Origin of the sequence: Microvirga sp. 2YAF29, from assembly GCF_052114605.1 — a bacterium.
Lineage (GTDB): Bacteria > Pseudomonadota > Alphaproteobacteria > Rhizobiales > Beijerinckiaceae > Microvirga.
Genome location: NZ_JBFRFB010000001.1, coordinates 106,761 through 131,860 on the forward strand (window position 1 = coordinate 106,761; position 25,100 = coordinate 131,860).

At 61.8% G+C, this 25,100-nt stretch carries 25 protein-coding genes; 11 read left to right on the plus strand and 14 right to left on the minus strand.

What is annotated here, in order from left to right:
- The first annotated feature begins 29 nt into the window (after positions 1-29).
- Entirely contained in the window at positions 30-2,492 is a 2,463-nt protein-coding gene (clpA, locus tag AB4Y85_RS00490; RefSeq protein WP_441982888.1) for an ATP-dependent Clp protease ATP-binding subunit ClpA, read from the plus strand.
- Positions 2,489-2,740: a hypothetical protein gene (locus AB4Y85_RS00495; protein WP_441982889.1), complete on the plus strand. Its 252-nt coding sequence runs from the start codon at positions 2,489-2,491 to the stop codon at positions 2,738-2,740. Before clpA ends, AB4Y85_RS00495 begins: the two co-directional genes overlap by 4 nt.
- A 277-nt stretch (positions 2,741-3,017) precedes the next feature.
- Here AB4Y85_RS00495 and AB4Y85_RS00500 read toward each other — a convergent pair whose 3' ends face one another.
- The 3 genes from AB4Y85_RS00500 to AB4Y85_RS00510 are packed head-to-tail and all read right to left on the minus strand — an operon-like array spanning position 3,018 to position 5,474.
- Positions 3,018-4,220 (minus strand): GNAT family N-acetyltransferase, encoded by a 1,203-nt coding sequence (locus AB4Y85_RS00500; protein WP_441982890.1) that lies wholly within the window; start codon positions 4,218-4,220, stop codon positions 3,018-3,020.
- A gap of 34 nt (positions 4,221-4,254) precedes the next feature.
- Entirely contained in the window at positions 4,255-5,007 is a 753-nt protein-coding gene (locus AB4Y85_RS00505) for a glycerophosphodiester phosphodiesterase family protein (protein ID WP_441982891.1), read from the minus strand.
- Positions 5,004-5,474, minus strand: a complete 471-nt coding sequence (locus tag AB4Y85_RS00510; RefSeq protein WP_441982892.1) for a RidA family protein — start codon at positions 5,472-5,474, stop codon at positions 5,004-5,006. Before AB4Y85_RS00510 ends, AB4Y85_RS00505 begins: the two co-directional genes overlap by 4 nt.
- Positions 5,475-5,599: 125 nt before the next feature.
- Between AB4Y85_RS00510 and AB4Y85_RS00515 the strand changes: the two genes are divergently transcribed.
- Entirely contained in the window at positions 5,600-6,433 is an 834-nt protein-coding gene (locus AB4Y85_RS00515; protein WP_441982893.1) for a cell envelope integrity EipB family protein, read from the plus strand.
- Here AB4Y85_RS00515 and AB4Y85_RS00520 read toward each other — a convergent pair.
- Positions 6,424-7,698 carry a DNA polymerase IV gene (locus tag AB4Y85_RS00520; RefSeq protein WP_441982894.1) on the minus strand — a complete coding sequence of 425 codons (1,275 nt, stop codon included), beginning with the start codon at positions 7,696-7,698 and terminating at the stop codon, positions 6,424-6,426. The genes AB4Y85_RS00515 and AB4Y85_RS00520 overlap by 10 nt on opposite strands.
- Before the next feature lie 11 nt (positions 7,699-7,709).
- Entirely contained in the window at positions 7,710-8,000 is a 291-nt protein-coding gene (locus AB4Y85_RS00525; protein WP_441982895.1) for a DUF3572 domain-containing protein, read from the minus strand.
- A gap of 94 nt (positions 8,001-8,094) precedes the next feature.
- Here AB4Y85_RS00525 and AB4Y85_RS00530 point away from each other — a divergent pair, with 94 nt between their 5' ends.
- A complete protein-coding gene (locus tag AB4Y85_RS00530; RefSeq protein ID WP_441982896.1) occupies positions 8,095-8,478 on the plus strand; it encodes a response regulator in 384 nt (127 codons plus the stop codon).
- 524 nt (positions 8,479-9,002) lie between these two features.
- On the plus strand, positions 9,003-10,844 hold the full coding sequence (locus tag AB4Y85_RS00535; protein WP_441982897.1) for an adenine deaminase: 1,842 nt from the start codon (positions 9,003-9,005) through the stop codon (positions 10,842-10,844).
- Positions 10,845-10,856: 12 nt separating this feature from the next.
- On the opposite strand, the gene AB4Y85_RS00540 is transcribed toward AB4Y85_RS00535, so the two are convergent.
- Complete coding sequence (locus AB4Y85_RS00540; protein ID WP_441982898.1) at positions 10,857-11,036, minus strand: hypothetical protein; 180 nt, start codon at positions 11,034-11,036, stop codon at positions 10,857-10,859.
- A gap of 170 nt (positions 11,037-11,206) precedes the next feature.
- On the opposite strand from AB4Y85_RS00540, the gene AB4Y85_RS00545 reads away from it, so the two are divergent.
- The 3 genes from AB4Y85_RS00545 to AB4Y85_RS00555 all read left to right on the plus strand — a co-directional run bounded on the left by AB4Y85_RS00545 (position 11,207) and on the right by AB4Y85_RS00555 (position 14,683).
- Positions 11,207-11,458 (plus strand): hypothetical protein, encoded by a 252-nt coding sequence (locus AB4Y85_RS00545; protein ID WP_441982899.1) that lies wholly within the window; start codon positions 11,207-11,209, stop codon positions 11,456-11,458.
- 389 nt (positions 11,459-11,847) lie between these two features.
- The gene (locus AB4Y85_RS00550) at positions 11,848-12,495 is read left to right on the plus strand and encodes a hypothetical protein (RefSeq protein ID WP_441982900.1); all 648 of its coding nucleotides are present in this window, start codon (positions 11,848-11,850) and stop codon (positions 12,493-12,495) included.
- A gap of 301 nt (positions 12,496-12,796) precedes the next feature.
- Complete coding sequence (locus AB4Y85_RS00555; protein ID WP_441982901.1) at positions 12,797-14,683, plus strand: tetratricopeptide repeat protein; 1,887 nt, start codon at positions 12,797-12,799, stop codon at positions 14,681-14,683.
- Positions 14,684-14,708: 25 nt separating this feature from the next.
- Here AB4Y85_RS00555 and AB4Y85_RS00560 read toward each other — a convergent pair whose 3' ends face one another.
- The 5 genes from AB4Y85_RS00560 to hutI are packed head-to-tail and all read right to left on the minus strand — an operon-like array spanning position 14,709 to position 20,565.
- Positions 14,709-15,293, minus strand: coding sequence for a HutD/Ves family protein (locus tag AB4Y85_RS00560; RefSeq protein ID WP_441982902.1), 585 nt, complete (start codon positions 15,291-15,293; stop codon positions 14,709-14,711).
- Between the two features lie 10 nt (positions 15,294-15,303).
- On the minus strand, positions 15,304-16,968 hold the full coding sequence (gene hutU, locus AB4Y85_RS00565) for a urocanate hydratase (protein ID WP_441982903.1): 1,665 nt from the start codon (positions 16,966-16,968) through the stop codon (positions 15,304-15,306).
- A gap of 14 nt (positions 16,969-16,982) precedes the next feature.
- On the minus strand, positions 16,983-17,816 hold the full coding sequence (hutG, locus tag AB4Y85_RS00570) for an N-formylglutamate deformylase (RefSeq protein ID WP_441982904.1): 834 nt from the start codon (positions 17,814-17,816) through the stop codon (positions 16,983-16,985).
- The gene (gene hutH / locus AB4Y85_RS00575; protein ID WP_441982905.1) at positions 17,813-19,363 is read right to left on the minus strand and encodes a histidine ammonia-lyase; all 1,551 of its coding nucleotides are present in this window, start codon (positions 19,361-19,363) and stop codon (positions 17,813-17,815) included. Before hutH ends, hutG begins: the two co-directional genes overlap by 4 nt.
- Positions 19,360-20,565 (minus strand): imidazolonepropionase, encoded by a 1,206-nt coding sequence (gene hutI / locus AB4Y85_RS00580; protein WP_441982906.1) that lies wholly within the window; start codon positions 20,563-20,565, stop codon positions 19,360-19,362. Before hutI ends, hutH begins: the two co-directional genes overlap by 4 nt.
- Before the next feature lie 158 nt (positions 20,566-20,723).
- Between hutI and AB4Y85_RS00585 the strand changes: the two genes are divergently transcribed.
- The 3 genes from AB4Y85_RS00585 to AB4Y85_RS00595 all read left to right on the plus strand — a co-directional run bounded on the left by AB4Y85_RS00585 (position 20,724) and on the right by AB4Y85_RS00595 (position 23,394).
- Positions 20,724-22,082, plus strand: a complete 1,359-nt coding sequence (locus tag AB4Y85_RS00585; protein WP_441982907.1) for a formimidoylglutamate deiminase — start codon at positions 20,724-20,726, stop codon at positions 22,080-22,082.
- 36 nt (positions 22,083-22,118) lie between these two features.
- Positions 22,119-22,838 carry a histidine utilization repressor gene (gene hutC, locus AB4Y85_RS00590; RefSeq protein WP_441982908.1) on the plus strand — a complete coding sequence of 240 codons (720 nt, stop codon included), beginning with the start codon at positions 22,119-22,121 and terminating at the stop codon, positions 22,836-22,838.
- A 220-nt stretch (positions 22,839-23,058) separates the two neighbouring features.
- Complete coding sequence (locus AB4Y85_RS00595) at positions 23,059-23,394, plus strand: hypothetical protein (RefSeq protein ID WP_441982909.1); 336 nt, start codon at positions 23,059-23,061, stop codon at positions 23,392-23,394.
- Positions 23,395-23,459: 65 nt separating this feature from the next.
- Here the strand turns inward: AB4Y85_RS00595 and rpmG are convergent, their stop codons facing one another.
- The 3 genes from rpmG to AB4Y85_RS00610 form a co-directional block, all read right to left on the minus strand.
- Positions 23,460-23,627 carry a 50S ribosomal protein L33 gene (gene rpmG, locus AB4Y85_RS00600; protein WP_114185399.1) on the minus strand — a complete coding sequence of 56 codons (168 nt, stop codon included), beginning with the start codon at positions 23,625-23,627 and terminating at the stop codon, positions 23,460-23,462.
- Positions 23,628-23,905: 278 nt separating this feature from the next.
- A complete protein-coding gene (locus AB4Y85_RS00605; RefSeq protein ID WP_441983221.1) occupies positions 23,906-24,631 on the minus strand; it encodes an NUDIX hydrolase in 726 nt (241 codons plus the stop codon).
- On the minus strand, positions 24,603-25,088 hold the full coding sequence (locus AB4Y85_RS00610; RefSeq protein WP_441983222.1) for a DUF983 domain-containing protein: 486 nt from the start codon (positions 25,086-25,088) through the stop codon (positions 24,603-24,605). The genes AB4Y85_RS00605 and AB4Y85_RS00610 overlap by 29 nt, the downstream gene beginning before the upstream one ends.
- Positions 25,089-25,100: the final 12 nt, after the last annotated feature.

Genomic DNA, 25,100 nt, shown 5'->3' on the forward strand with positions numbered 1-25,100 from the left:
CCGAGACCCGTCTCATAAAGGACAAGCCGTTGCCGAGCTTTTCTCGCAGTCTTGAACAAGCCCTTCATCGAGCCCTCGCTCTCGCAGGCGAGCGCCGTCACGAATACGCAACCCTCGAACATCTTCTCCTGGCCCTGATCGATGACCAGGACGCGGCCGCAGTTATGCGGGCGTGCAATGTCGATCTCGATATTCTCCGCCGCAATCTGGTGGATTACGTGGACAGCGAGCTCGCGAACCTCGTGGCCGATGGCCGCCAGGATTCTAAGCCGACCGCCGGTTTCCAGCGCGTGATTCAGCGGGCGGTGATCCATGTCCAGTCGTCGGGGCGGGATGAGGTGACAGGCGCCAACGTGCTTGTCGCGATCTTCGCAGAGCGGGAAAGCCATGCGGCTTACTTCCTGCAGGAGCAGGACATGACCCGCTACGACGCGGTCAACTATATCAGCCACGGCATCGCCAAGCGCCCCGGCCTTACCGAGAGCCGTTCGCCGCGTGGGGCCGAGGAGGAGGCCTCCAACGAGCGTCCGACCCAGGACGATTCCGACGCGCGTGCTAAGAAAAAGGGTGACGCGCTCGACTCTTACTGCGTCAACCTCAACAAGAAGGCGAAGGAAGGCCGGATCGATCCTTTGATCGGACGCGAGTCCGAGGTGCAGCGCACGATCCAGGTGCTCTGCCGTCGCCAGAAGAACAACCCGCTTCTCGTCGGCGATCCCGGCGTCGGCAAGACCGCCATCGCGGAAGGTCTTGCTCGCAAGATCGTTCAGGGTGAGGTGCCGGAGGTTCTGCAGGGTGCCACCGTCTTCGCCCTCGACATGGGCACGCTGCTCGCCGGCACCCGCTATCGTGGTGACTTCGAAGAGCGTCTCAAGCAGGTGATGAAGGAGATCGAGCAGCACCCGAACGCCATCATGTTCATCGACGAGATCCACACAGTGATCGGCGCCGGGGCGACCTCGGGCGGTGCAATGGATGCCTCGAACCTGCTCAAGCCCGCGCTTGCTCAAGGCACGCTGCGCTGCATCGGCTCGACCACCTACAAGGAATACCGCCAGTATTTCGAGAAGGATCGGGCCCTCGTGCGCCGCTTCCAGAAAATCGACGTGAACGAGCCGTCGGTGCCGGATGCCATCGAGATCGTGAAGGGCCTCAAGCCGTATTTCGAAGAGTTCCACAAGCTCAAATACACCAACGAAGCCGTCAAGGCGGCGGTGGAGCTGTCGGCCCGCTACATCAATGACCGCAAGCTGCCGGATAAGGCGATCGACGTGATCGACGAGACCGGCGCGTCCCAGATGCTCCTGCCTGAAAGCCGTCGCAAGAAGACCATCGGCATCAAGGAGATCGAGGCCACCATCGCCACCATGGCCCGCATCCCGCCCAAGACCGTGTCGAAGGACGATGCGGAGGTGCTCGCTCACCTCAAGGACACGCTGAAGCGCGTGGTCTACGGGCAAGACAAGGCCATCGAGGCCCTGTCCTCCGCCATCAAGCTCGCCCGCGCGGGCCTGCGCGATGCGGAAAAGCCAATCGGCTCCTACTTGTTCGCCGGTCCGACCGGCGTCGGCAAGACCGAAGTGGCGCGTCAGCTTGCGACGTCACTTGGGGTGGAACTCCTGCGCTTCGACATGTCCGAGTACATGGAGCGCCATACGGTCAGCCGCCTGATCGGTGCGCCTCCCGGTTATGTGGGCTTCGACCAGGGCGGTCTCCTGACCGACGGCGTCGACCAGCATCCGCATTGCGTGCTCCTGCTCGACGAGATCGAGAAGGCGCACCCGGACCTGTTCAACATCCTGCTCCAGGTCATGGACCACGGGAAGCTGACGGATCACAACGGCAAGCAGGTCGATTTCCGCAACGTGATCATCATCATGACCACGAATGCGGGCGCCGCCGACATGGCCCGCCCGGCCTATGGCTTCACCCGCACCAAGCGGGAAGGTGACGACACCGAGGCCGTGAACAAGCTGTTCACGCCGGAGTTCCGCAACCGTCTCGATGCCATCATTTCCTTCGGTCATCTGCCGAAGGAGGTGGTGCAGAAGGTGGTCGAGAAGTTCATCATGCAGCTCGATCTGCAACTTTCCGAGCGCAACGTGTCAATCGAACTCACGGACGAGGCGCGCGACTGGCTGGTCGAGCATGGCTATGATGAGGCCATGGGCGCCCGCCCGATGGGTCGTCTAATTCAGTCCACCATCAAGACGCCTCTGGCGGATGAGGTTCTGTTCGGACGCCTGAAGGATGGCGGCGCGGTCAAGGTGATCGTCAAGACAGACGAAATCGGCTTGCAGAGCCTCGATTTCGAGTACGTCGAAGGACCGGTCAAGCCGAAGCCCGAGAAGGTCGTCACGACGCCCAAGAGGAAGCCGAAGGCTAAGTCTGCGTCTTCTAAGGCAAAAAAGTCCGTGAAGCCGAAAGGATCCGGTGGTAATGGGGGCGGCGGCATCCGCACCGTTCCCAAGGTTCCATTGGTTAGAGCATGACGACTGAACTGCACGAGGGACACCTCGAACCCACACGCCTCGTCGAGGCACCGGCAAAACTGTCCTGGCGCGATAAGCGCGAGGTGCGGAGGCGCAAGCGCGTATGGTTCGAGGAAATCCTGGCCTGGATTCTCGTGCCGGTGATCCTCTTCGGCTGTTACTGGCTAGCGACCATCGGGCTTGCGGCCGTGGGCACATCGCCCGAGGCCCTGCTGGATGGCTTCAAGACGATCACCAACAGCCTCTGAGGCTTGACGCATGATATTCTTAAGGGCGCGAACCAGATCGGTTCGCGCCCTTATTTTTTGGATTTAGCTGAGTATTGGGCCGTTCAAGAACATGACGCTGTTTCCCTCCCCCTTGTGGGGAGGGCCGGGTGGGGGTGTGAGCGATAGCCTATCAAGGTCAGCCGCCGCCACCCCCACCTCCAACTCCTCCCCACAACGGGGAGGAGGGCTGTGTCGGCGCTCCCTGCGCCAAATTCTTTATCGAAAAGGTGTATCGCTCGCCTGTCCCGCAGAGCTTCTAAACATCCTGCTCCTGCCGAAAAGGCGTGGCTTCGGACAATTCCTCGGCGGCCTCGGAGACATAGCGGCGCTCCTGCTCCAGATAGGCTTCGATTGCCCTCCGAAGGCCAGGGTCGGCGATGTCATGAGCTGAGGAGGTGATGACCGGCCTATAGCCTCTTGTGAGCTTGTGCTCGCCTTGAGCCCCGGCTTCGACACGTTCGAGGCCATGGGCGATGGCGAAGTCGATGGCCTGATAGTAGCAGACCTCGAAATGCAGGAAGGGGTGATCCTCGATGCAGCCCCAGTTCCGGCCATAGAGCCGCTTGTCGCCGATGAAGTTGATGGCGCCGGCAATGTGGCGCCCATCGCGCTTGGCCATGACGAGCAGCACACGCTCCGCCATCCGCTCTCCGATCAGCGAGAAGAAGCGGCGGTTCAAGTAGGGCCGGCCCCATTTGCGCGAGCCGGTATCCATATAGAACGCGAAGAAGGCGTCCCAGTGAGCCTCGGTGATGTCCTTGCCCGTAACCCATTCGATGGCGATGCCATTTGCCAAAGCGTCTCGGCGCTCGCGGCGGATCGCCTTGCGTTTGCGGGAGGCCAGCGCCCCGAGAAAATCCTCGAAGCTTTTGTAGCCGTCGTTGAACCAGTGAAATTGCTGGTCGTCCCGGCGCAGAAAGCCTTCCGCTGTCATCGCCGCTAAATCGGCTTCCTGCACGAAGGTGGCGTGGATCGAGGATGCGCCGATTTGGTCGCGCAGGGCGCGCAGGCCCGCGATCAGATGAGCCCGCACGTTGGCGGCCTCCGGGCCATCGGGAACGAGCAGGCGAGGGCCGGTAACGGGCGTGAAGGGCACGGAGACTTGGAGCTTGGGGTAATAGCGACCGCCTGCGCGTTCATAGGCATCCGCCCAGGAGTGGTCGAATACATATTCGCCCTGCGAGTGGGATTTCACGTAGCAGGGAGCGGCGCCGAGCAGGTTTTCCTGCTCATCCTCGACCAGCACATGCACCGGCGCCCAGCCGGACTTCGCGCCGACGCAGCCGGATTCCTCCAGCGCGGAGAGAAAAGCGTGGGAGACAAAGGGATTGCGGGGCTCATCATCGCCCGAATGCGCGCCGCCGGCACAAGCATCCCAGGCAGCGGCAGACACAGCTTTCAGCCCTTGGGCGATTTTGACCTGGAGCTTCACGGATAAGAGGATCTCGCCGTTAGACATAAGAGCTAATGGCTCGGCGAGATCCTTGCAACCTTTAGGGCATGAAGCCTTCGAACACCATCTGGTCCGCGTGCTTCTCCGACTTGGCGCGATCCTCGGGGCTGCGCACGGTCCAGGTCATGACCGGGAGGTTACCGAGGAGCTTGCTGAGATGGGTCGAGGCGCAAGGCAGGTCCTTTACGCGCCAGGACAGGAACTGCGGCTGCATTTCCGCGAAATCCAGCAGGTTCGCCATCCTGTGCTTCTTCTCGGGCGTCAGGAAGCTGTCGGCCTTGGAGGCGTATTCCAGCTCGCCGATGAAACCGCGCGTGATGTTGGGCGCGTTCTGGCGCAGATAGGCCACGATTTCGGGATCGAAGGATTTCACGACGAAGGGGCCTGAATAGTCCTTGAGGATCTCGATGGCCCGCTTGGTCAGGCGCATGTCGCCGTCGAACTTGCTCTTGATCTCGATCACCAGCGGCGTGCGCCCCGCGATCTTGGCAAGGTAGTCCTTCAACGAAGGAATCTTGTCGCCGCCCATGGTGCCGGAAATGCCGATGCCCGTGAGAGCGGAAAGGTTGCGCTCAATGACGAGGCCCGTCTCGCCGGTGAGCCGGTCGAGTTCGAAATCGTGGAACACGATGGCTTCGTTGTCAGCGGTCAGCTGAACATCGAGTTCGATGGGGAAACCGTGCGCGATGGCGGCTTCAGCGGCCGAGAGAGTGTTCTCGATGACGCCGTTTGCCTTGTTGTGGAGGCCGCGATGGGCGATGGGCTTCGCGATAAGCCAGCTCGGAGTGCTCATTTGACTTCAAACATTCCTTCGACTTCGACGCAGGCATCGAGCGGCAGTTCCGCGACGCCGATGGTGGAGCGGGCATGGCGGCCAGCATCGCCCAGAGCCTCGACCATCAGGTCCGAAGCGCCGTTCATGATCGGCGCGAGGCCTGCGAAAGTCGGGACGGCATTGATAAAGCCGCCGAGGCGCACGCATTTGACGACGTTGTCGAGGTCGCCGACGGCGGCTTTGAGCTGAGCGAGCAGGTTGATGGCGCAGAGACGTGCGGCCTGCTGACCGACCTCGGCTGAGATTTCCGCGCCGAGCTTGCCTTTGTGGGCATCGGCGAGCTTGCCGTCCATCCCCAAGCAGAGCTGGCCGGAAATGACGATCAGGTTTCCGGTGCGCACGAAGGGCACGTAATTCGCTACGGGCGCTGCGGGCGTCGGAAGGGTGATGCCCAGGGCTTCGAGTTTCTTGTCAACTGCGCTCATGGTGAGTCCTCCGCTTGTAACAGTGTGGGGATTAGTGGCTGATGCCACTTAAGGACGCAAGACTGAACATTGCCCTGTCCGCAGGACGATCCTATCTTGCGCCGGATGGGGGACTTGGAGAACACATGCGCTCGACCGTCGTCGCCACCGGCCTTTTCATCTCGATGCTCGTTCCCGCCGCTGCGGAAACGGCGAAAGCACCGATCCTGCTGACGCCCCATAGGGCCATTTACGATCTTTCTCTACTTCGCTCCACGGGCTCCAAGGGAGTCGAGACGGCGAGGGGGCGCATCGCCATGGAATTCGGCGGCGATGCCTGCGACGGCTACACGATGAAATATCGCCAAGTGACTGTTCTCGACAGCACCGAAGCGGGTTCGCGCACGCTCGATACCCAGACAGCGACCTTCGAGGCAGGCAACGGCCTCTCCATGCGCTTCAAGTCCACCTCCACCACGCAGGGACTTGTGCGAGACGGGGTCGATGGCGACGCGCAGCTGCGCCCCGACGGTTCGCTCGACGTGAAGTTCAAGCAGCCGCGCAACGAGGTCTTCGAGGCGAAGGGCCAGCCCATATTTCCGACCGAACATATGAAGCGCCTGATCGAAGCTGCCGAAAAGGGGGAGACCACCCTCTCGGTCAAGGTCTATGACGGCTCGGACGATGGCAAGAAAGTCTATGACACGCTCGGCCTGATCGGGCGCAAGATCGAACCGGGTGCCGCCACCAATCTCGAGGAGGCTGCGAAGCAGGACGGCTTGGCCAAGATGGACCGTTGGCCCATGACCCTCAGCTATTACGAGGAGGGCAACGCTGACCGGACCCCGATCTATACGATCTCGTTCGAGCTCTACGAGAACGGCATTACCCGCGCACTCAAGATCGATTACGGGGATTTCGCCCTCAAGGGCGACCTGAAGAGCCTCAGCATGCAGCCCAACACGGCCTGTCAGCGCTGAGGTTTCCTCAGCACGATGCCTTTCTGAAGGGCGCCGGCGCCGAATTTGTCGCGGATCTTGTCGATGGCCGCCTCCATATGGGCCTGGCGCACGACCGACTGGTCAGCAAGGTCGCCGTGGTCGGCCTCCGCCCCGTCGCAGAGATCCGCCGCGCCGATGCCGATGAGGCGGTAGGCGGTGCCGTCGCAGGCGGCTTTCAGGAGCTGGCGGGCGGGATCGAACAGGCGGGCGGCGAGTTGGGTCGGCGGAAAGCCCGACCGGGTACGCGTCAGCAGACGGAATTCCTTGTCCTTCAGCTTCAGCGTCACGCTGCGGCCCGCGAGGCCCGCAATCTTGAGCCGGCGGGACACCTTCTCGGACAGTCGCCACAGAATGGGCTCCAGGTCGTCGAACGAGCGCAGATCCGTTTCGAAGGTGGTTTCTGCCGAAATGCTCTTCGTTTCGCGCTCCGGTGTCACTTGCCGGGTGTCTTCACCCCAGGCAAGGCGCGAGAGGCGCTGGGCATCCCGCCCGAGAGCTTCGAACAAGGTTTTAAGCGGGATGTCGCGCAGATGCGCGATTTGCGTCACGCCGACCTTGGCGAGCCTGGATTGTGCCGAGGCGCCAATTCCTGGGATCATGCCGACCGGCTTATTGGCCAGGAAGGCAGCGGCCTCGTCGCGTCCGATGATCGAGAAACCGCGCGGCTTCTCGAAGTCGGAGGCGATCTTTGCCAGGAACTTGTTGTAGGAGAGGCCAACCGAGATGCTGATCCCGATCTTCTTCTCCACCTTATGGGCGAAGCGGGCGAGGGTCAGCGCCGGGCTGCCGTGATGAAGCCGTTCCGTGCCCGTAAGATCGAGGAAAGCCTCGTCGATGGAGACCGGCTCCACCAGCGGTGTCAGCTCCAGCATGAGGTCGCGCACTTCATGCCCTGCTTTCCGGTACTTTTCTCCGTTCGGCTTGATCACTACCGCATGGGGGCAGAGCTTGAGCGCCTGGAACATGGGCATGGCGGAGCGCACGCCGAACGTGCGGGCCATGTAGCAGGCGGTGGAGACCACCCCGCGCTTGCCGCCGCCGATGATGACCGGTTTGTCGGCGAGGCTGGGATCGTCCCGCTTTTCCACTGCCGCAAAGAAGGCATCGCAATCCACATGGGCGATGGACAGGATGTCCCGTTCCTTATGCCTGAGCAGGCGCGGCGAACCGCACGCGCTGCACCGATCCGCCCGCGGGGAGGCGGCGGGTGTCAGGCAGTCACGGCAGAACGGGGCGTCGCTCATGGGTGGGTCGCCTAATCGAATTCGGAGGGCGAGAGCGTCCAATGGGCGAGCATGATGTGCTCGGGCTTGGTGTCGAGTTCCTTCGCCAGCGCGATCAGCAGCGGCTCGTCGGCGGCCACATAGTCGAGAATGGCGGCGAAGAATCCGGGTTGGGCCGCGGCGGAGCGGATATTATCCGCCTGAAGGCCGGAGATGGCCAAAAAGCGTCCCATGCGTTCCTCGTCGCTCGTGATGAAGGCGAAAGCGCCGAGTGCGACATTTTCCGCCTCATCCCTCGTCAGTCTTTTTAATGGAGTGTTCATTCTGTCGGTTTGCATTTCATCAATAGGTTGGACCCTACATATATCATCTGAAGAGGTGGGCCGGTGAAGTGCTTTGGGCCCTGGGATAGCCACAATGAAGAAGACCGTGCTCATCGTTGAGGATAACGAGCTCAACATGAAGCTCTTCAACGATCTGCTTGAGGCCCATGGCTATGCCACGCTGAAAACCAGCCATGGCATCGAGGCGATGGAGCTCGCCCGCGCCCACAAGCCCGACCTGATCCTCATGGATATCCAGTTGCCAGAGGTCTCGGGCCTCGAGGTGACCCGGTGGCTGAAGGCGGACGAAGACCTGAAGTCCATCCCCGTCATCGCGATCACGGCTTTCGCCATGAAAGGCGACGAGGAACGAATCCGGGAAGGGGGCTGCGAGGCCTATATGTCCAAGCCGATCTCGGTGGCGAAATTCATCGCGACGGTAAAGACTTATCTCGAAGCGGACGGCGCTACCTCATAAGAGAATCACCCTTTCGAGGTAGAGGGAAGGGGTAGCTCTCAAGTAGCCTCTAAGCCCTTGGCAAGTGGGGGTTAACTTTTTTGGGAAAATGCTGTTTTTCCGCCACATATGCGCTTGCATCGGCGCATGTTTCCAATATGTTCAAGCTATCTTATCCGCCTCGGCGGTAGAAATGCCCTACGGATGCTCAGGTCCGCCGCATCTCCTGGGACTTCGTGGGCTCGGCCAGTTGGAAGCGGATCGTTGCCTCCTCAACGCTGCTCTCCAGCTGGCCACCTCATCTCCCGACAGCGCCCTTGAGGCGCTTTTTTATTGCCCGTTTCCCCACACGGCCCTGTCGCGGAACTGCCAAGGCTCTAGCTTTCCTTTCAGCTCCGTCGGGCTTGGCAATCCCAAGCCACGAATCGAGAATGTTCACGCGCTTCAGCTTGCAGCTTAAGCTTGGCCGGGACTATTAAGCCAGATGGCCGATGCCGCTAGGGCAAGTTTTCGGCGGCATCGTGCGCACAAAAGAGGATCGGACCATGGATCAACGCAAGCCCTCGCTTCCTCCGAAATCGGCGCTGACGCGCTTTTCCGTGGCGCCGCTCTCCACCGTGACCCGGCGGCTGGCGGATGTGGCTTCGGGGCGGGCGCCCGCCGATCTGGTGATCACGGGTGCGCGGGTGCTCTCCACCTATAGCGAGCGGATCGCGCCCGAGCGGGAGGTGTGGATCGCAGGCGGTCGTATCGCCGCCGTGAAGCCCGCCGGTGCCTACAAGCAGATCAAGGGAGCGCCTGGCCTGCTCTATGATGCCAAGGGCGGCATCATCGCGCCCGGTCTCGTCGATCCGCATATCCATATCGAGAGCAGCATGATCACGGCCTGCGCTTATGCGGAGGCCGCGCTTCTCAATGGAACCACCACGATCTTTTGCGACAGCCACGAGATCGGCAACGTCATGGATGCTGCCGGTATCGAGATGATGCTGGAAGATGCGCGCCACGCGCCGCTCTCCATTTTCCTCACCGTTCCGAGCACTGTGCCGGCCACATCGCCTGAATTGGAAACGGCGGGCGGCGACCTGACGCCGGACAAGATCGCGGCGATCTTCGACCGTTGGCCGGAAGCAGCTGCTTTGGGCGAGAAGATGGATTTCGTGCCCGTCACCATGGGCGATGAGAGAAGCCACGCGATCCTCGCGGCGGCGCTGGAACGCGGCAAGCCCGTATCGGGCCATATCTATGGACGAGAGTTCGTGGCCGCTTATGCCGCAAGCGGCGTCACCGACACGCACGAAGCCATCGACCGCGATATTGCGGACGACTTGCTCGATGCGGGCGTGTGGATTTTCCTGCGTGGCGGCCCGCCCACGACGCCGTGGCACTCGCTGCCAGAGGCGATCAAGACGATCACGGAACTTGGCTCCTCGCACAAGCGCATCTGCGTCTGCACAGATGACCGCGATGCGGACGATCTCATGATGTTCGGCATGGACTGGGTGACGCGGGAAGCGCGCCGCGCGGGGATGAGCCGCGAACAGGCCTGGAGCATGGGCTCGCTTCATCCGGCGACCCGTTTCGGTATGGAAGGCGAGATTGGCGGTCTCGGCGGCGGACGCCGCGCCGACCTCGTTCTGCTCAACGACGATCTCGAAGTGCAGAACACATGGTATGGCGGCGAGCTCGTCGTCGAGCAGAGGAAGATCACACCGGTGCTCGATCAGGCGCTCTCGAACCGCTATCGCTATCCGGCGGAGGCCTATCGCACGGTGCATGTCTCGCAGAAGCCGAAGCTGATCCCCGAGCTGCCGACTGCCGCTATCACGGCCAATGTCATCCGCGTTGCGTTGCCCGGCATCGTGCTGTTCCACGACAAGGTGGAATTGCAGAAGGAAGACAGCTGGGATGCGCTGTTGTCCAAGAACGATCTGACCTTCGTCACCGTGATCGAACGCCATGGCAACACGAACGGCGCCGGCGTGGCGCATGGTCTGCTCAAGGATTTCGGCCTGAAAAGCGGCGCGGTTGCGAGCAGTGTCGGACATGACTCGCATAACTTGATCGTTGCCGGTACCAACGAGGCCGACATGCAGCTCGCGCTCGACACCATCATCGAGGCGCAGGGTGGTGTCTGCGTGGTGGATCAGGGCATGGTCATCGCCATGGTGGCGCTGCCCATCGCGGGGCTTCTCTCCGACAAGCGTGTGACCGATGTCGCCGAGGAGACGCGCACGCTGAAGGCCGCATGGGACAAGGCCGGCTGCAGGATTCCCTATATGGGCTTCAACCTGATCCCGCTTTCCGTGATCCCGGAAATCCGCATCACCGACAAGGGGCTGGTCCTCGTGCCCGAGATGGAGCTCATATCGCTTTACGAGGATTAAGAACGCTCGCTTTTATTCCTCAATGACCTTCAGTTGATCGCCGCATTCCGCGCATGTGCCTAGAGCAGGTTCGGCGATCATCTGTCGGGTGCCGCAATGCGGGCACCCCTTCATCGCCATGTGCAATATTCCCTGCATCTGTGGCGCGCTCTTGCGTAATGCTTCGCTGACGAGGACGGCTTGCTCGAACATGGACGCCTCCCATGAGGTCCATGATGCTGCGCCTGCCGGTAAAGACCGTCAATTCCAGATTCAGAGGTAGTCAGTTTCACGATTGCATCAACAACGTTGGATGTCGCCGCTGTTCCGAATAACTGGGTGCTTCGGCTTGAGTGGTTAATCTGTTGCGCTAAGTCGTGAGGATGAGCAAAATTCAATGGCGGCAGGACCGCGTGGCCGGCGTGCCGCTTAATCGCTATGTCGGTGTCGTCGGAACAGTGGAAGTGGGCAGCGTCGATTATGATGGCAGCAACAGATTCTGGATCTGGTCCACACCCCTTCAGGAAGATGCCTGGGGTTACGGCACGACGGAAGAAGCAGCCAAGGCAGCCTTCGAGACATGGCTGACGCAATGGCTTGAGAATTTCAGGCCCTTCTTTCAGCTGGACCCTTAAGGCGCGCGTAATGAGCCACGTAGTCCTTCTCGGCGACAGCGTGTTCGACAACGGATCCTATGTGCGGAAGGGTGAGCCCGATGTGGTGGAGCAAGTTCGCGGCTGATCTGCAACGAGGATACTGATTACGCCAAACCCATCGAATCCTCGGTCTGGGGCGGGGACAAGATCGCCACGGTGACCGCCAAATCCGTCACGTCCCCTTTTCAATCCGGCTATTCCAAAGTCTTTAAATCCTGAAACTGTCTCCCAAGTCGTCGCACAGTGTTCGGTCACTGAATACTTGGGTCAGGCCAATTGTCTCAGCTGATTGCTACGCTTGGAAACTTTCGGGCTGCTCTGAATTATTCTGTGACGGGAATTATCTGTTCCTTCGCAGGAGTATGGCGATGAAGAGGTTTCTTTTGCTCTCGAGTGCCGCTCTCATAACTTTCGCAAGCATCGGCACGGCTGACGCCCAGGGTTTCCGCGGCGGTGGATGGCATGGCGGTGGTTGGCATGGTGGCGGCTGGAATGGCGGTGGTTGGCGTGGCGGCGGCTGGCACGGTGGCGGTTGGCACGGTGGTGGCTGGAACAATGGCGGCGCTCTTGCCGCCGGCCTGATCGGCGGCGCCCTGATCGGTGGTCTCGCCACGGCCGCCGCGACACCGGGCTATGGCTATGGATATCCGGGTTATTACGGTTATCGTGGATACGGATATAATTACGGTTACAACGGCTATCCGACGAACTATTACCCTGCCTACAGTTATAATTACGGTTACCCGGCCTATGGTTACAGGTATGCCTATAATCCGTATCCGTACAGATATTATCGACGCCCGGTAGCGACCCGTGTCGTCTATCGAAACGTGCCCGTCTACAGGGACCGCGTAGTTTATCGTGAGCCGTATTACCGCACACGCACGGTCTACCAACAGCCGCGCTATCGCACGCAAGCGATCCACCGTCAGACAGTCGTACGCGTTGCTCCGCGACGTGACGTCGTGACAACCGGCACAATCGTACGGCATCGTCCAGGCCGCTCCGATCACTGAAAAGCGCGGTAGAGAACTTCTGGGCAAGCCAGAAGCCGTCTCCGTGAGGAGGCGGCTTTCTTTTCGGCGTCGGTACTGTGATGAAGCGCACTTACCGGGCCTGGCATTTGCGCCATTCTGCACTCGTCGCAATGCGAGAGGGTACAGCCCATGATCGACGGCATTGAGACACTAAGACCTCGACTTCGGAGGCCCCTGGGCAGTCTATGGCCCGATATGGGTCACAACGCCGAGACCCATGATCTGAAAACGTCGATCCATCTTCGGGGCGTCATTCCTAACCGAAATGAGGAATGCTCTCATGACCAGTCAGCACGTCTTTGGTGCGAGCCCCTTCGCACGCTTCCTGCTCCTTTCCTCGGCCGCCATGCTGACGCTTGCAGCGAGTCCCGCGCTCGGCTGCCCGCTTGGCAATCACGACAGTCCGAGAGTGAAGCTGCTGCATGCGTTGCAGTTTGGTGAGCAGGTCTCGGGCCAGCACGCCTCCGGCCATCACGATGTCATGGCTCAACTCCAATCTCCGGCGCAGTCACCGGTCGCCAAGACCGAACTCAGCGGTTATGGCCGAGATCTCCCGCATGGAGCAGCAGCACCCTCGACCGATACCAAGCCACCCTTGATGGATAATTTCGGTACTTTGAGTTGGCCGGTCGCCAGTAAGGCGAGCACCGAGGCGCAGGCCTATTTCGACCAGGGCTATCGCCTGGGTTGGGGCTTCAACCATGCGGAAGCGGCGCGAGCTTTCAGGGCCGCGCAGGCAGCCGATTCCAGTTGCGCCATGTGCCTTTGGGGCGAAGCCTGGGTTCTGGGACCGCACATCAACTATCCGATGGCTGAGGATGCCAACAAGCGAGCCATCGACGTTCTCGAACAGGCTAGGAAAGTTGCTGCCACCAGTGGCGAGATGCAGGTGGCGCTTGTTGATGCACTCTCGAAGCGCTACTCGCCCGATCCTAATGCTGATCGTGCAGCGTTGAACCAAGCTTACGCGGATGCCATGGAGGCGTTGCAGGCTCGATATCCTGAAGATCCGCATATCGCGTTGCTCACAGCCGACGCGCTCATGAACCTGACGCCCTGGGACTATTGGGCCGATGGCGGCCGAACACCGAAGGGCAAGACGGAAAAGATGGTCGCGCTGATCGAAGGCGTGATCGGTGAACGCTCGTATGGTCCTCTCGTGGCGAAGCCCGATCATCCCGGCGCCATTCATCTCTACATTCATGCCGTTGAGTCATCCGACCACCCTGAAAGGGCTGCGCCTTACGCCGAGAAGCTCGCGGCACTCATGCCGGGTGCTGGGCATCTAGTGCATATGCCGAGCCATATCTGGTATCGGCTGGGGCGCTGGCATGACAGCCTCGATGCCAATGTGAAGGCGGCAGCTGCCGACGAGGCGCTTCTCGGGCGGGGCGGGGCGAGCCTTCTCTACTCGGAAGGCTATTACGCTCACAACGTCCATTTCGTGATGGTCTCCGCCCTGACCGGCGGCGATGGTCAGACATCCATCGATGCCGCGCAGAAACTTGCAGGCATCGTGTCCGACCGGACCCAGCGCGAGGTGCCGTGGACCCAACCCATCGTCGCCTCGCAATATTATGCGCATGCGATGTTCTCGAAGCCGGAGGATGTGCTTGCCGTGAAAGAGCCCGATGCCGCGTTCCCGTTCGTAGGGGCAGCTTGGCATTATGCGCGCGGCGTTGCCCTGGCGAAGCTCGGGCGGGCGGATGAGGCTCGCAAGGAAGCTGATGCGATCTCGGCCCTCGCCAAGCTTCCAGATGTGCAGGCGATGCCGGATGCAGGCGTGCCTGGACCTGCAGTGATGGAAATCGGCGTGAAGGAAATCGATGCGCGCATTGCGCAACATGCGGGCGATCCTGCGAAGGCCGCTACGCTCTTCGCCGAGGCCGCCGCGATTCAGGATCAGCTGCCCTATATGGAGCCGCCGTTCTGGTACTACCCGGTGCATCAGTCCCTCGGCGCCGCCCTCATGGAGCAGGGCAAGCCGCAGGAGGCGGCAGCTGCATTCCATGAGGCGCTGAAACGCTCACCCAACAATGGCTGGGCGGCAACCGGATTGCTCAAGGCTGCTGAAGCCATGGGCGACAAGCAGGCTGCGGAAGAGGCTCAGGCGCTGGTCGGCAAGAACTGGTTCGGGACGACCATGCCGTCCCTCGACCAGCTTTGAAATGACGGGACGTCCGAGAGCGGGCTCAAGCGCCGCTCTCGGACTCCGTGATCTCGATGAGAATGGCACGGCCTGGACCCGACAGCACGACACTGTCCTTGGCCGTGTCCAGCACGAGCGCATCCAACGGCTGAAGGACATATTTCGCTGTTCCTGCCGACATTCCCAATGCTGCGTCCAGTCCAAAGAGGAAAGCTGCTCGGCAATCCTTGGAGGGAGTGATGTCGCCCGCCTGCACGAACGCCGTGCGATGACTGAATTGTCCGCGTCGCGTCATGACGTTCAGATCGCGGATCGGGCCAGCCAGCAATCGGGCTTGCGTCGGCACATCGCCAGGAAACGAGAGCAGAGGCGATGCCGGATCGAGGCGATGGGATATTCCCGCCATCTCGATTTCGATTCCGGCTCCCTCGACCACGATCAGCGTGCGGTCGATCTCGGGAAAGCTCGAGAACGGCCCGTCGGACGCCACATCGGCCATGCTGATGCGCCATCCGAACGTGTCCAGCGTCGAGCCTTCGGGAAAGCTTGCCACCTGCGCCGTCGTCCCGCCGCCATTCTTCCACGGAACGCGGATGAGATCCTGGTTGCGGATGAGACGCGGAGCCATGGCAAGATCCTCAGCGCAAGCTCGGCAGATTCAGTCCGAACTCGTGGGCGCAGTCGATGGCGATATCATAGCCTGCATCCGCATGGCGCATCACCCCCGTTGCCGGATCGTTCCAGAGCACGCGCTCGACGCGCTTGGCCGCTTCCGGAGTGCCGTCGCACACGATGACCATGCCGGAATGCTGCGAGAAACCCATGCCGACGCCGCCCCCATGGTGGAGAGACACCCAGGTTGCGCCCGAGGCGCAGTTGAGAAGGGCGTTGAGCAGCGGCCAGTCGGACACCGCATCCGAGCCGTCCTTCATGGCTTCCGTCTCGCGGTTCGGGCTGGCGACCGAGCCTGAATCGAGATGATCGCGGCCGATCACGATGGGTGCCTTCAACTCGCCCTTCGCCACCATCTCGTTGAAGGCGAGGCCGAGGCGATGACGGTCGCCCAGACCCACCCAGCAGATGCGCGCGGGAAGGCCCTGGAACTTGATGCGCTCTTTCGCCATGTCGAGCCAGTTATGGAGATGCTTGTTGTCCGGCAACAGCTCCTTCACCTTGGCATCGGTCTTGTAGATGTCCTCCGGATCGCCCGACAAAGCGGCCCAGCGGAACGGGCCGATGCCGCGGCAGAAGAGCGGGCGGATATAGGCCGGCACGAAGCCGGGGAAGTCGAAGGCATTCTCGACGCCTTCCTCCTTCGCCATCTGGCGGATGTTGTTGCCGTAATCGAGTGTCGGCACGCCGGCCTTGTGGAAGTCCAGCATCGCGCGCACGTGCTCGGCCATGGATTCCTTGGCGGCATGTTCCACGGCCTTCGGATCGCTCTCGCGCTTGGTCTCCCACTCGCTAAGCGTCCAGCCTTTCGGCAGGTAGCCGTTGATCGGATCATGCGCTGAGGTCTGGTCGGTCACCGCATCGGGGCGGATACCGCGACGGTAGATCTCGGGGAAGACTTCGGCGGCGTTGCCGAGAAGGCCGACGGAAACAGGCTTCTTGTCGCGGCAGGATTGTTCGATGATCGCCATGGCCTCATCGAGCGTATCGGCGCGCTGATCGAGATAGCCCGTGCGCAGGCGCATTTCGATGCGGCTCGGCTGGCATTCGACCGCAAGGCAGGATGCGCCCGCCATGGTCGCGGCAAGCGGCTGCGCGCCGCCCATGCCGCCGAGGCCGCCGGTGAGGATCCAGCGGCCCGCGAGATCGCCGTTATAGTGCTGGCGGCCCACTTCCACGAAGGTCTCGTAGGTGCCCTGCACGATGCCTTGGGTGCCGATATAGATCCATGATCCGGCCGTCATCTGGCCGTACATCATGAGGCCCTTGCGGTCGAGTTCGTGGAACTTGTCCCAATTAGCCCAATGCGGCACGAGATTGGAGTTGGCGATCAGCACGCGCGGGGCATCCGCATGCGTGCGGAAAACGCCGACCGGCTTGCCGGATTGAACCAGCAGCGTCTGATCGTCTTCGAGATCTTTCAGCGCGGCAACGATGCGGTCGAAGCTGTCCCAGTCGCGCGCGGCACGGCCGATGCCGCCATAGACGACGAGCTCACCGGGCTTTTCGGCGACATTCGGATCGAGATTGTTCATCAGCATGCGCAGGGGCGCTTCCGTCAGCCAGCTCTTGGCGGACAATTCGGTGCCGTGGGCGGCGCGGATCACGCGGGCATTGTCGATGCGGGTCATAGACATATCCTCGGTCAGGCTTTTGAATGAGCGAAGGTGAGACAGGTGTTCAGAATCTGCGTGAGAACATCGCGCATGGGCGCGGCATAGCTCTCGTCATAAGGCGTCGGCCAATGTCCCTCGGTGACGGGGCCGAGCGGTTCGTTCATGTAGCCGCGACAGGCAAGCTCCATCTGAATTGCGTGAACGCCTTTGCCGGGTTCGCCGAGGCTGCGGGTGATGTAGCCGCCCTTGAAGCGTCCATTCACAACGTGGCTGAAACCGCTGCCGGTGCAGAGCGCCTCGATGGAGGCGGCAAGCTCCGGCGCGCAGGTCGTGCCGCCATTCGTGCCGATGTTGAAATGGGGCAGGGTGCCTTCGAAGAGGCGCGGGATGACCGAGCGGATCGAGTGACAGTCGTAGACGACCACATGAGAATGCCGTGAGCGAAGGCGCTCGACCTCGGTTCTCAAGATTGCGTGGTACGGATCGAAGAAGCGCGTACGGCGCTCACTTACGGCATCCAAATCCGGTGCCGCGCCCGGCTCGTAGAGCGGTTCACCGTCAAAGGTCGTGGTGGGGCAAAGCTCCGTAGTGGCTTGACCCGGGTAAAGCGACACGCCGCTCGGATCGCGGTTCACATCGATCACGGTGCGCGAGATCGAGGTGCGGATCACGGTCGCGCCGAGATCGGCGGCGAAATCATACAGACGTTCGATCCACCAATCCGCATCCTTGCGGGCAAGCCAGGGCGACACGAGACCCCTGTCGTAGGCGTCGGGAATATCGGTGCCAATATGGGGAAGGCTCACCACAAGTGGCGCATCGCCGCGTTTAACGGACAGCCACGAAGTGTCCGGTTCGCTCATCGATGAGCCCCTTCGGTAACCAGCGGAAGCACGTCTTCACCGGCGGTTTCTGCGAGCGCTCCGGAAGCAACGAGATCGGTCGCCAGTTCCATGTCGGGCGCCATGTGACGGTCGTCGTCGAGATGGGCGACCCTCGAGCGCAGCAGGGAGCGGGCACGCTCCAGCCGCTCGCTCGACTGCATGGGCGCATGGAAGTCGCAGCCTTGCGCCGCGGCAAGAAGCTCGATGCCGATCACGTTCGCGGTGTTGGCCGCCATGGGAAGAAGCCTGCGCGCGCCATGGGTGGCCATGGACACATGGTCTTCCTGGTTGGCGGAGGTGGGAATGGAATCCACACTCGCCGGATAGGCACGCTGCTTGTTTTCCGACACGAGCGCGGCCGCCGTCACCTGGGGGATCATGAAGCCGGAATTCAGGCCCGGCTTCGGCGTGAGGAAGGCGGGCAGTCCCGACAGGCTTGGATCCACCAGCATGGCAATGCGGCGCTCCGCGAGCGAACCGATCTCGCATATGGTCATGGCGATCATGTCGGCAGCAAAAGCGACGGGCTCGGCATGAAAGTTGCCGCCGGAGATGACCTCGCCCGTATCCGAGAACACGAGCGGATTGTCGGAAACGCCGTTGGCTTCCGTGCCCAACGTCTCGCCCGCCTGCCGCAGCAGGTCGAGCACGGCACCCATCACCTGCGGCTGACAGCGCAGGCAATAAGGGTCCTGCACGCGGTCGTCGTTGGTGAGGTGCGAGGCGCGAATGGCGCTGCCCTGCATCAGAGTGCGAAGCGAGGCCGCCACCTCGATCTGACCGCGATGGCGGCGCAGCATCTGGATGCGCGCATCGAAGGGGCCGTCGGAGCCTTTCGCCGCATCGGTCGCGAGAGCACCCGTGACGAGACCCGCCTGAAACACACGCTCGGCCTCGAAGAGACCAGCGAGCGCGAGCGCCGTGGAGACCTGCGTGCCGTTGAGAAGGGCAAGCCCTTCCTTCGGCCCCAGCACGAGCGGCGCGAGACCGGCGCGGGAGAGGGCTGCTTCCGCAGGCATCCGCGTTCCATCGACGAAGAAATCGCCGACGCCCATGAGCGCGGCCGTCATGTGAGAAAGCGGCGCGAGATCGCCCGATGCGCCGACCGACCCCTGGCCGGGAATGACAGGAACAAGTCCTGCCTTCAGGCATGCCGTCAGATGCTCGATGGTGGACCAGCGCACGCCGGACGCGCCCTGCGCGAGGCTTGCAAGCTTCAGCGCCATCACCAGACGCACGACGGAAACGGGAAGTGGCTCGCCCACACCGGCTGCGTGCGAAAGCACGATATTGCGTTGGAGCGTCGCGAGATCGGCGGTGTTGATGCGCACGCTCGCGAGCTTTCCGAACCCCGTATTGATCCCGTAAACCGGCTCGCCCTTCGCGACGATAGCGTCGATTGTGCTGGCCGCAGCCTCGATGCGCGAGCGGCAGCCCTGGTCGAGTTCGACCTCAGTGCCGCGATAGACCCGTCGCCAATCGCTGAGAGCTACCGAGCCGGGAATGAGTGTGAGGGTCTTTGTCACTGGCCTCTCCAGATGCGGGCGTGAAGGGGGTTGAACCCGATGCGGTAGACAAGCTCCGCCGGGCGCTCGATGTTCCAGATCGCGAGATCGCAGGATTTGCCGACCTCAAGCGTGCCGCATTCATCGAGACGGCCCAGCGCGCGCGCCGCCTCGCGGGTCACGCCGGCAATGCACTCATCGACGGTCATGCGGAACAGGGTCGCGCCCATGTTCATGGTGAGCAAAAGAGAGGTGAGCGGCGAGGTGCCGGGGTTGCAATCCGTCGCAAGCGCCATGCGCGTGCCGTGGGCGCGGAAGGCGGCAATCGGCGGAAGCTTCGTCTCGCGTAGCATGTAGAACGCGCCGGGCAAAAGCACCGCGACGGTGCCAGCTTTCGCCATGGCGGCAGCGCCGTCTTCGTCCGTGTACTCAAGATGGTCTGCCGAGCGCGCGCCGTGATCCGCCGCAAGCTTCGCACCGTGCAGATTGGAGAGCTGATCCGCGTGGAGCTTGATAGACAGCCCCAAGCTCTTCGCCGCATCGAATACGCGCGAGGTTTGCTCAGGCGAAAAAGCGATGCCCTCGCAGAAGACATCCACGGAGTCGGCTAGACCTTCGCGCGCGACTGCGGGCAGCATTTCATCGCAGACGCAGGTGATGAACGCATCCTTGTCGCCTTCCGCTTCAGGCGGGAGCGCATGCGCGCCGAGGAAGGTGGTGGTGACAGCAACAGGGCGGACTTCGCTGAGGCGTAGTGCTGCGCGCAGCATCCGTATTTCCGTTTCCAGATCGAGACCATAACCGGATTTGATCTCGATCGTCGTCACGCCTTCGCGGATTAGATGATCGAGACGGGGCAGGGCGCTTGCGACGAGATCGTCCTCGCTTGCCGCTCGCGTTGCCTTCACCGTCGAGATGATGCCGCCGCCTGCGCGGGCGATTTCTTCATAGCTTGCGCCATTGAGGCGCAACTCGAATTCATGAGCACGGTCGCCGCCGAAAACGAGATGGGTATGGCAATCGACGAGACCCGGCGTGATCCAGCGTCCCTCGCAATCGATGCGCTCCCCAGCATCCCAACCACTCGGTAGATCGTCCATGGAGCCCGCAAAAGCGATGCGGCCATCAATGGAAGCGACGGCGCCGTTCTCAACGATGCCGAGGCCTTCATCGCCTGCCAGTGTGGCGAGGCGGGCGTTGAGCCAGATCCTGTCGAAGCGCATGGGCTCACTCCGGTGGCCGTTCAATAATGTCTATACATATGCACCGGGCAGCATTAATGTCTATACATAATTTGACGTATGGCTCGGCTCCCGGCATTCTTCCGAGAAGATAGCGCGAAGGTGGCGGCGGAAAGGCCAGGGCGGAGGGATTGCCGGTGATGCAGAAACTCGTTCTCGATCATGCCCTGCTGCCGGACGGCTGGGCCAAGAATGTCGGTATCGATGTCGAAGGTGGCGTGATCCGCGCCGTTTATCGGGATGCCGCGCCCAAGGGCCGCGAGCGGATCGCCGGCATCGCCCTGCCGGGGCTTCCGAACCTTCACAGCCATACATTCCAGCGTGGCATGGCTGGCCTTGCGGAAACGCGCGGACCTGTCGGTGACAGTTTCTGGACCTGGCGTCAGGTCATGTACCGCTTCCTCGGCCAGCTCACGCCTGATGACGTGGAGGCCATTGCCGCCTTCGCCATGATGGAAATGCTGGAGGGCGGATTCACCGCGCTGGCCGAGTTCCACTATCTGCATCACGACATCGACGGTCGCCCCTATGGTGACATTGCCGAACTTGCCGCGCGCATTGCCTCGGCGTCCCATGAAACCGGCATGGGCCTCACCCTCCTGCCGGTCTTCTACGCGCAGGGCGGATTCGGCGCTGCCGCGCCCAGAGAGGGGCAACGGCGCTTCATCAACGACGTGTCAGGCTTCGCGCGTCTCGTGGAAGGTGCTCGCAAAGCAGTCACAGCGCTGGACGACGCCATTGTCGGGATCGCCCCGCACAGCCTGCGCGCAGTGACTCCGGAGAGCTTGCGTGAGATTCAGGCGCTACACCCCTCAGGCCCGATTCATATTCACGTGGCCGAGCAGGTGAAGGAGGTCGAGGATTGCATCGCATGGTCGGGCCAACGCCCGGTCGCATGGCTTCTCGATCACGCGCCTGTCGATGAGCGCTGGTGTCTCATCCATGCCACCCATCTCGACGCGAACGAGACTCGCGTCATGGCAGAAATCGGCGCGGTCGCGGGGCTATGCCCGATCACCGAGGCCAATCTGGGCGACGGCATCTTTAACGGTCTCGAGTATCTGGCGGCAGGCGGAGCTTTCGGCGTCGGTTCCGATTCCAATATCGAGATCAGCGCCCCCGCCGAACTTAAGATTTTCGAATACAGCCAGCGTCTCAAGCACAAGGCGCGCAACGTGCTGGCTCAAAGCGAGGGGCAATCGACGGGCCGCAGCCTTTATGACGGCGCGCTCCAGGGCGGAGCCCGTGCGCTCGGGCGGGCAATCGGAGCCATCGAGGTTGGACACCGCGCCGATTTCGTGATCCTCGATCAGAACCATCCGGATCTTGCCTCACTCTCCGCGGATCGTTGGCTCGATTCGTACATCTTCGTGGCGGGCAAAGCCGCCATCGACACGGTGATCGTTGGTGGAAAGAGCGTCGTCAGCCAGGGACGGCATCGGAACAGGGATGCGATTACCGCGCGGTATAAGAACGCTATAACGCGCATCGTCGGTTGACGTATGCTTCGGCGTGCATGAAAGCTGATCCCGCATATGAAGCCGATCTATCAACGCATCCGGGACGACATCGAAGCGCGCATCATGTCCGGCGAATGGCAGCCCGGACATCGCGTGCCGTTCGAGCATGAGTTGATGGCGGAATACGGCTGCTCGCGTATGACTGTGAGCAAGGTGCTCTCCGCGCTCGCCGCCAACGGCCTCATCATCCGTCGCAGGCGCGCGGGTTCGGTCGTCGCCGAGCCGAGCCAGGAGCGCGCCGTATTGGCGATCCAGGATTTCGCACTCGAAGCCGCCCGCGCAGGCACGGTCTACCGCTTCGATATCCTCCACCACGCGATGGAGAGTATCGACTCATCAGCTGCGCAGCGGACCGGGCTTGAGGTTGGAGCGAATGTTCTCAACGTCGTGACGCTGCACACCGTCAACGACGTTCCGGAGGCATACGAGCAGCGCCTGATCAATCTGGCGACGGTGCCGGAGGTTGCGCAGGAGCGGTTCACGGATGATCCGCCGGGGACATGGCTTCTCAGGCGCGTACCCTGGACCGATGCCGAGCATGTGGTGCGTGCCGTCAACGCCGATGCGCGCTTGGCCAAACTTCTCAAGATCGATGCCGGTGCGGCGTGCCTGATGCTCGAGCGCCGGACATGGCAGGCAGGAGCCTTCGTGACGGAAGCGCGGATCACCTATCCGGGAGATCGCCACAGCCTCGTCGGACGCTTTTCGCCGTCATCTCAGAACAGCTCTGATTAGAGCTCGCCGCACGCCAGGCACTCACTCTTCAGTGGGAATGCTCTCCCAAGCTGGAGGTAGCCCGCAATTACCCTCGCCGTGCTCAGCGGTTCCACTATCACTTTCCTATCTAGCTCAGCATTCAGGATGCCTCGATACATCCTGCGGAGAGAAAGCGTGGACGTCGGCGCGATGGCCGAAAGCCCGAATAGGGGCGGCGGCGTCGTCAGGGGCAGGGTGAGTGAAAGCGATGAAGCGGGTTGGGCTCGCTCTTCTGATGATGTCGTCGATAGCGAATGCGACATTTGCCATCGAGCCGGATGCGGTTGTGGTGGTAAGGTCGATCGGCTGCTACCGGGTGGATGTCATGCATCGCTATGACGAGCTGTTCCAATCGGGAGAGAGGCGCGCAGCCCAGAGCCTTCTGCTGAACGCGCTCGCGAGAAGCGAGTGCCTCATCCTTCCCGACAAGACCCGCGCCTCCCGCGAGCAATATCTCGACCGCCGCACATGCATCCGCCCCGATCATCTCTCCAACTGCATCTGGGTCGAGAACCTGGTCCTGCGGGCGTGGTAGGCACAAAAAAACCGCCTCGGGGAGGCGGTTTTGTTTAAATTTCAGCCAACGAGCTGAAAGCCAGATTACTTGATCTTGGCTTCCTTGAACTCGACGTGCTTCTTCGCGACCGGATCGTACTTCTTGAGTGCGAGCTTGTCGGTCATCGTGCGGGAGTTCTTCTTGGTGACGTAGAAATAGCCCGTGTCGGCGGTGGAGACGAGCTTCACTTTGATCGTTGCGGCTTTGGCCATGGGTCTAGACCTCTTGTTCGGTTAACAAGCGTTCGGTTGGCCCGTGGCGTGGCCGAAACGCAAAGGCCGGGCGAGCCCGGCCGGAAATTCATGCCGTTCCCATGCCCGATTATGCCGGTTCCGTCAAGGGTTCCGGTAACGGGACCATGCGATTTCCTATCCGTGTCATCCTCGGCGAGGTGGAGGCAAGGAAACGGGATCCACGGTCGAGCACGGCGCTATGGATACACTTCCCCTGCGCCTCGCTCCGGCCAGAAATGACATTTAATGACAATGGTTTAGAGCAGTTCTTTCACGAATTGCCCACGTCTCTGGTGGAAGAACGGAACGGGGATCTGGTGGCTGAAACCGCCGGCGATGCGGGCTTCAAGCTCGCCCAGGATGATTCCTGTGATTGCCGGAAGGTCGAGCTTGCGGGCGTCTGCCAGAGTGACCCAGGTCAACTCCACCAATTCGGAATCGGGGCTGACCACGCCCCCGACCTCATGGCCGATGGCTGTGCGGTCCACAGCGAAGAATCGGGTATCGAACCGCTTCACCCGCTTGGGCGGGGTGATGGCTCGCCCGATGAAATGAAGGCATTCAAGATCGGGAAAAACCCCGTGCTCCTGGAACGCTGCCCAGGTCGTGCCGACAGGCACGCGGTCCGGAGAGACATAATCCCTGGTGCCGAGCAGGAGGCCGGTCTCCTCGAAGGTTTCTCGGATGGCGGCGAGCGCCAGGGCGCGGCTGCGCTGGGTGGAAGGACGGACGACCCTGGCCATCAGGGCCTGCTCCGCCCGGGGATGCAGGGCGCCGGTGACCGTCATGGAGCGGTCGCTCGCCTCGATCCGCCCGCCCGGAAACACGAACTTGCTCGGCATGAATTTATGGCCCGCATGGCGCTTGCCCATCAGCACCTTCGGGTGCTTGCCTTTGCGGTCGATGATGATGAGGGTCGCGGCGTCGACGGGACGAAGGGTAGGAGCGGTCGGCTTACGCTCCTGGGCGACCAGCGAATCCATCCTGGCCAATGTCTGTGCGTCCGTCACCCGCGACCTCCATGCTCGTTTTTTCCTTGGTCCGGCTGACGCCGAAACCGTGCATTCCTAACGCGAATTGCAGCCCTACGACAGCGCCTTTCACCGGCTGAAGCAGGGCGAGGCACAAAATCACCGTCAGAAGAGGCCAGATCGCCAGATGCGCCCAGAGCGGCATCTCCATCTTGGTCTCGGTCATGAGGATGCCATAGCCGATGAGATGGCCGACGAGGAAGATGACCAGATAGGGCGGCAGGTCGTCCGCACGATGATGATGCAGCTCCGTTCCGCAGGAATCGCAGCTATCCGCCACTTTGAGGAACCGCCCGAAAAGCCGGCCCTTGTCGCAGGCCGGGCAGTGGCCCAGAAACCCGCGCTTCATAGCCTGGACCGCCGTGATGTCGGCGCTGGGCGTTGGGGCGGTGTCGATCGTCAAAGGCATCATCTGTTCCTG

Coding starts and splice junctions, on each gene's coding strand:
- AB4Y85_RS00585 (WP_441982907.1), top strand. CDS start 20,724: ATGCAGAAACTCGTTCTCGATCATGCCCTGCTGCCGGACGGCTGGGCC.
- AB4Y85_RS00505 (WP_441982891.1), bottom strand. CDS start 5,007: ATGAGCACTCCGAGCTGGCTTATCGCGAAGCCCATCGCCCATCGCGGC.
- AB4Y85_RS00530 (WP_441982896.1), top strand. CDS start 8,095: ATGAAGAAGACCGTGCTCATCGTTGAGGATAACGAGCTCAACATGAAG.
- AB4Y85_RS00500 (WP_441982890.1), bottom strand. CDS start 4,220: ATGTCTAACGGCGAGATCCTCTTATCCGTGAAGCTCCAGGTCAAAATC.
- AB4Y85_RS00520 (WP_441982894.1), bottom strand. CDS start 7,698: ATGAGCGACGCCCCGTTCTGCCGTGACTGCCTGACACCCGCCGCCTCC.
- AB4Y85_RS00535 (WP_441982897.1), top strand. CDS start 9,003: ATGGATCAACGCAAGCCCTCGCTTCCTCCGAAATCGGCGCTGACGCGC.
- AB4Y85_RS00560 (WP_441982902.1), bottom strand. CDS start 15,293: ATGGCTCCGCGTCTCATCCGCAACCAGGATCTCATCCGCGTTCCGTGG.
- AB4Y85_RS00550 (WP_441982900.1), top strand. CDS start 11,848: ATGAAGAGGTTTCTTTTGCTCTCGAGTGCCGCTCTCATAACTTTCGCA.
- AB4Y85_RS00605 (WP_441983221.1), bottom strand. CDS start 24,631: ATGGATTCGCTGGTCGCCCAGGAGCGTAAGCCGACCGCTCCTACCCTT.
- hutI (WP_441982906.1), bottom strand. CDS start 20,565: ATGCGCTTCGACAGGATCTGGCTCAACGCCCGCCTCGCCACACTGGCA.
- AB4Y85_RS00540 (WP_441982898.1), bottom strand. CDS start 11,036: ATGTTCGAGCAAGCCGTCCTCGTCAGCGAAGCATTACGCAAGAGCGCG.
- AB4Y85_RS00610 (WP_441983222.1), bottom strand. CDS start 25,088: ATGCCTTTGACGATCGACACCGCCCCAACGCCCAGCGCCGACATCACG.
- hutU (WP_441982903.1), bottom strand. CDS start 16,968: ATGACCCGCATCGACAATGCCCGCGTGATCCGCGCCGCCCACGGCACC.
- hutC (WP_441982908.1), top strand. CDS start 22,119: ATGAAGCCGATCTATCAACGCATCCGGGACGACATCGAAGCGCGCATC.
- AB4Y85_RS00510 (WP_441982892.1), bottom strand. CDS start 5,474: ATGAGCGCAGTTGACAAGAAACTCGAAGCCCTGGGCATCACCCTTCCG.
- AB4Y85_RS00515 (WP_441982893.1), top strand. CDS start 5,600: ATGCGCTCGACCGTCGTCGCCACCGGCCTTTTCATCTCGATGCTCGTT.
- AB4Y85_RS00555 (WP_441982901.1), top strand. CDS start 12,797: ATGACCAGTCAGCACGTCTTTGGTGCGAGCCCCTTCGCACGCTTCCTG.
- AB4Y85_RS00495 (WP_441982889.1), top strand. CDS start 2,489: ATGACGACTGAACTGCACGAGGGACACCTCGAACCCACACGCCTCGTC.
- hutG (WP_441982904.1), bottom strand. CDS start 17,816: ATGAGCGAACCGGACACTTCGTGGCTGTCCGTTAAACGCGGCGATGCG.
- AB4Y85_RS00525 (WP_441982895.1), bottom strand. CDS start 8,000: ATGAACACTCCATTAAAAAGACTGACGAGGGATGAGGCGGAAAATGTC.
- AB4Y85_RS00545 (WP_441982899.1), top strand. CDS start 11,207: ATGAGCAAAATTCAATGGCGGCAGGACCGCGTGGCCGGCGTGCCGCTT.
- rpmG (WP_114185399.1), bottom strand. CDS start 23,627: ATGGCCAAAGCCGCAACGATCAAAGTGAAGCTCGTCTCCACCGCCGAC.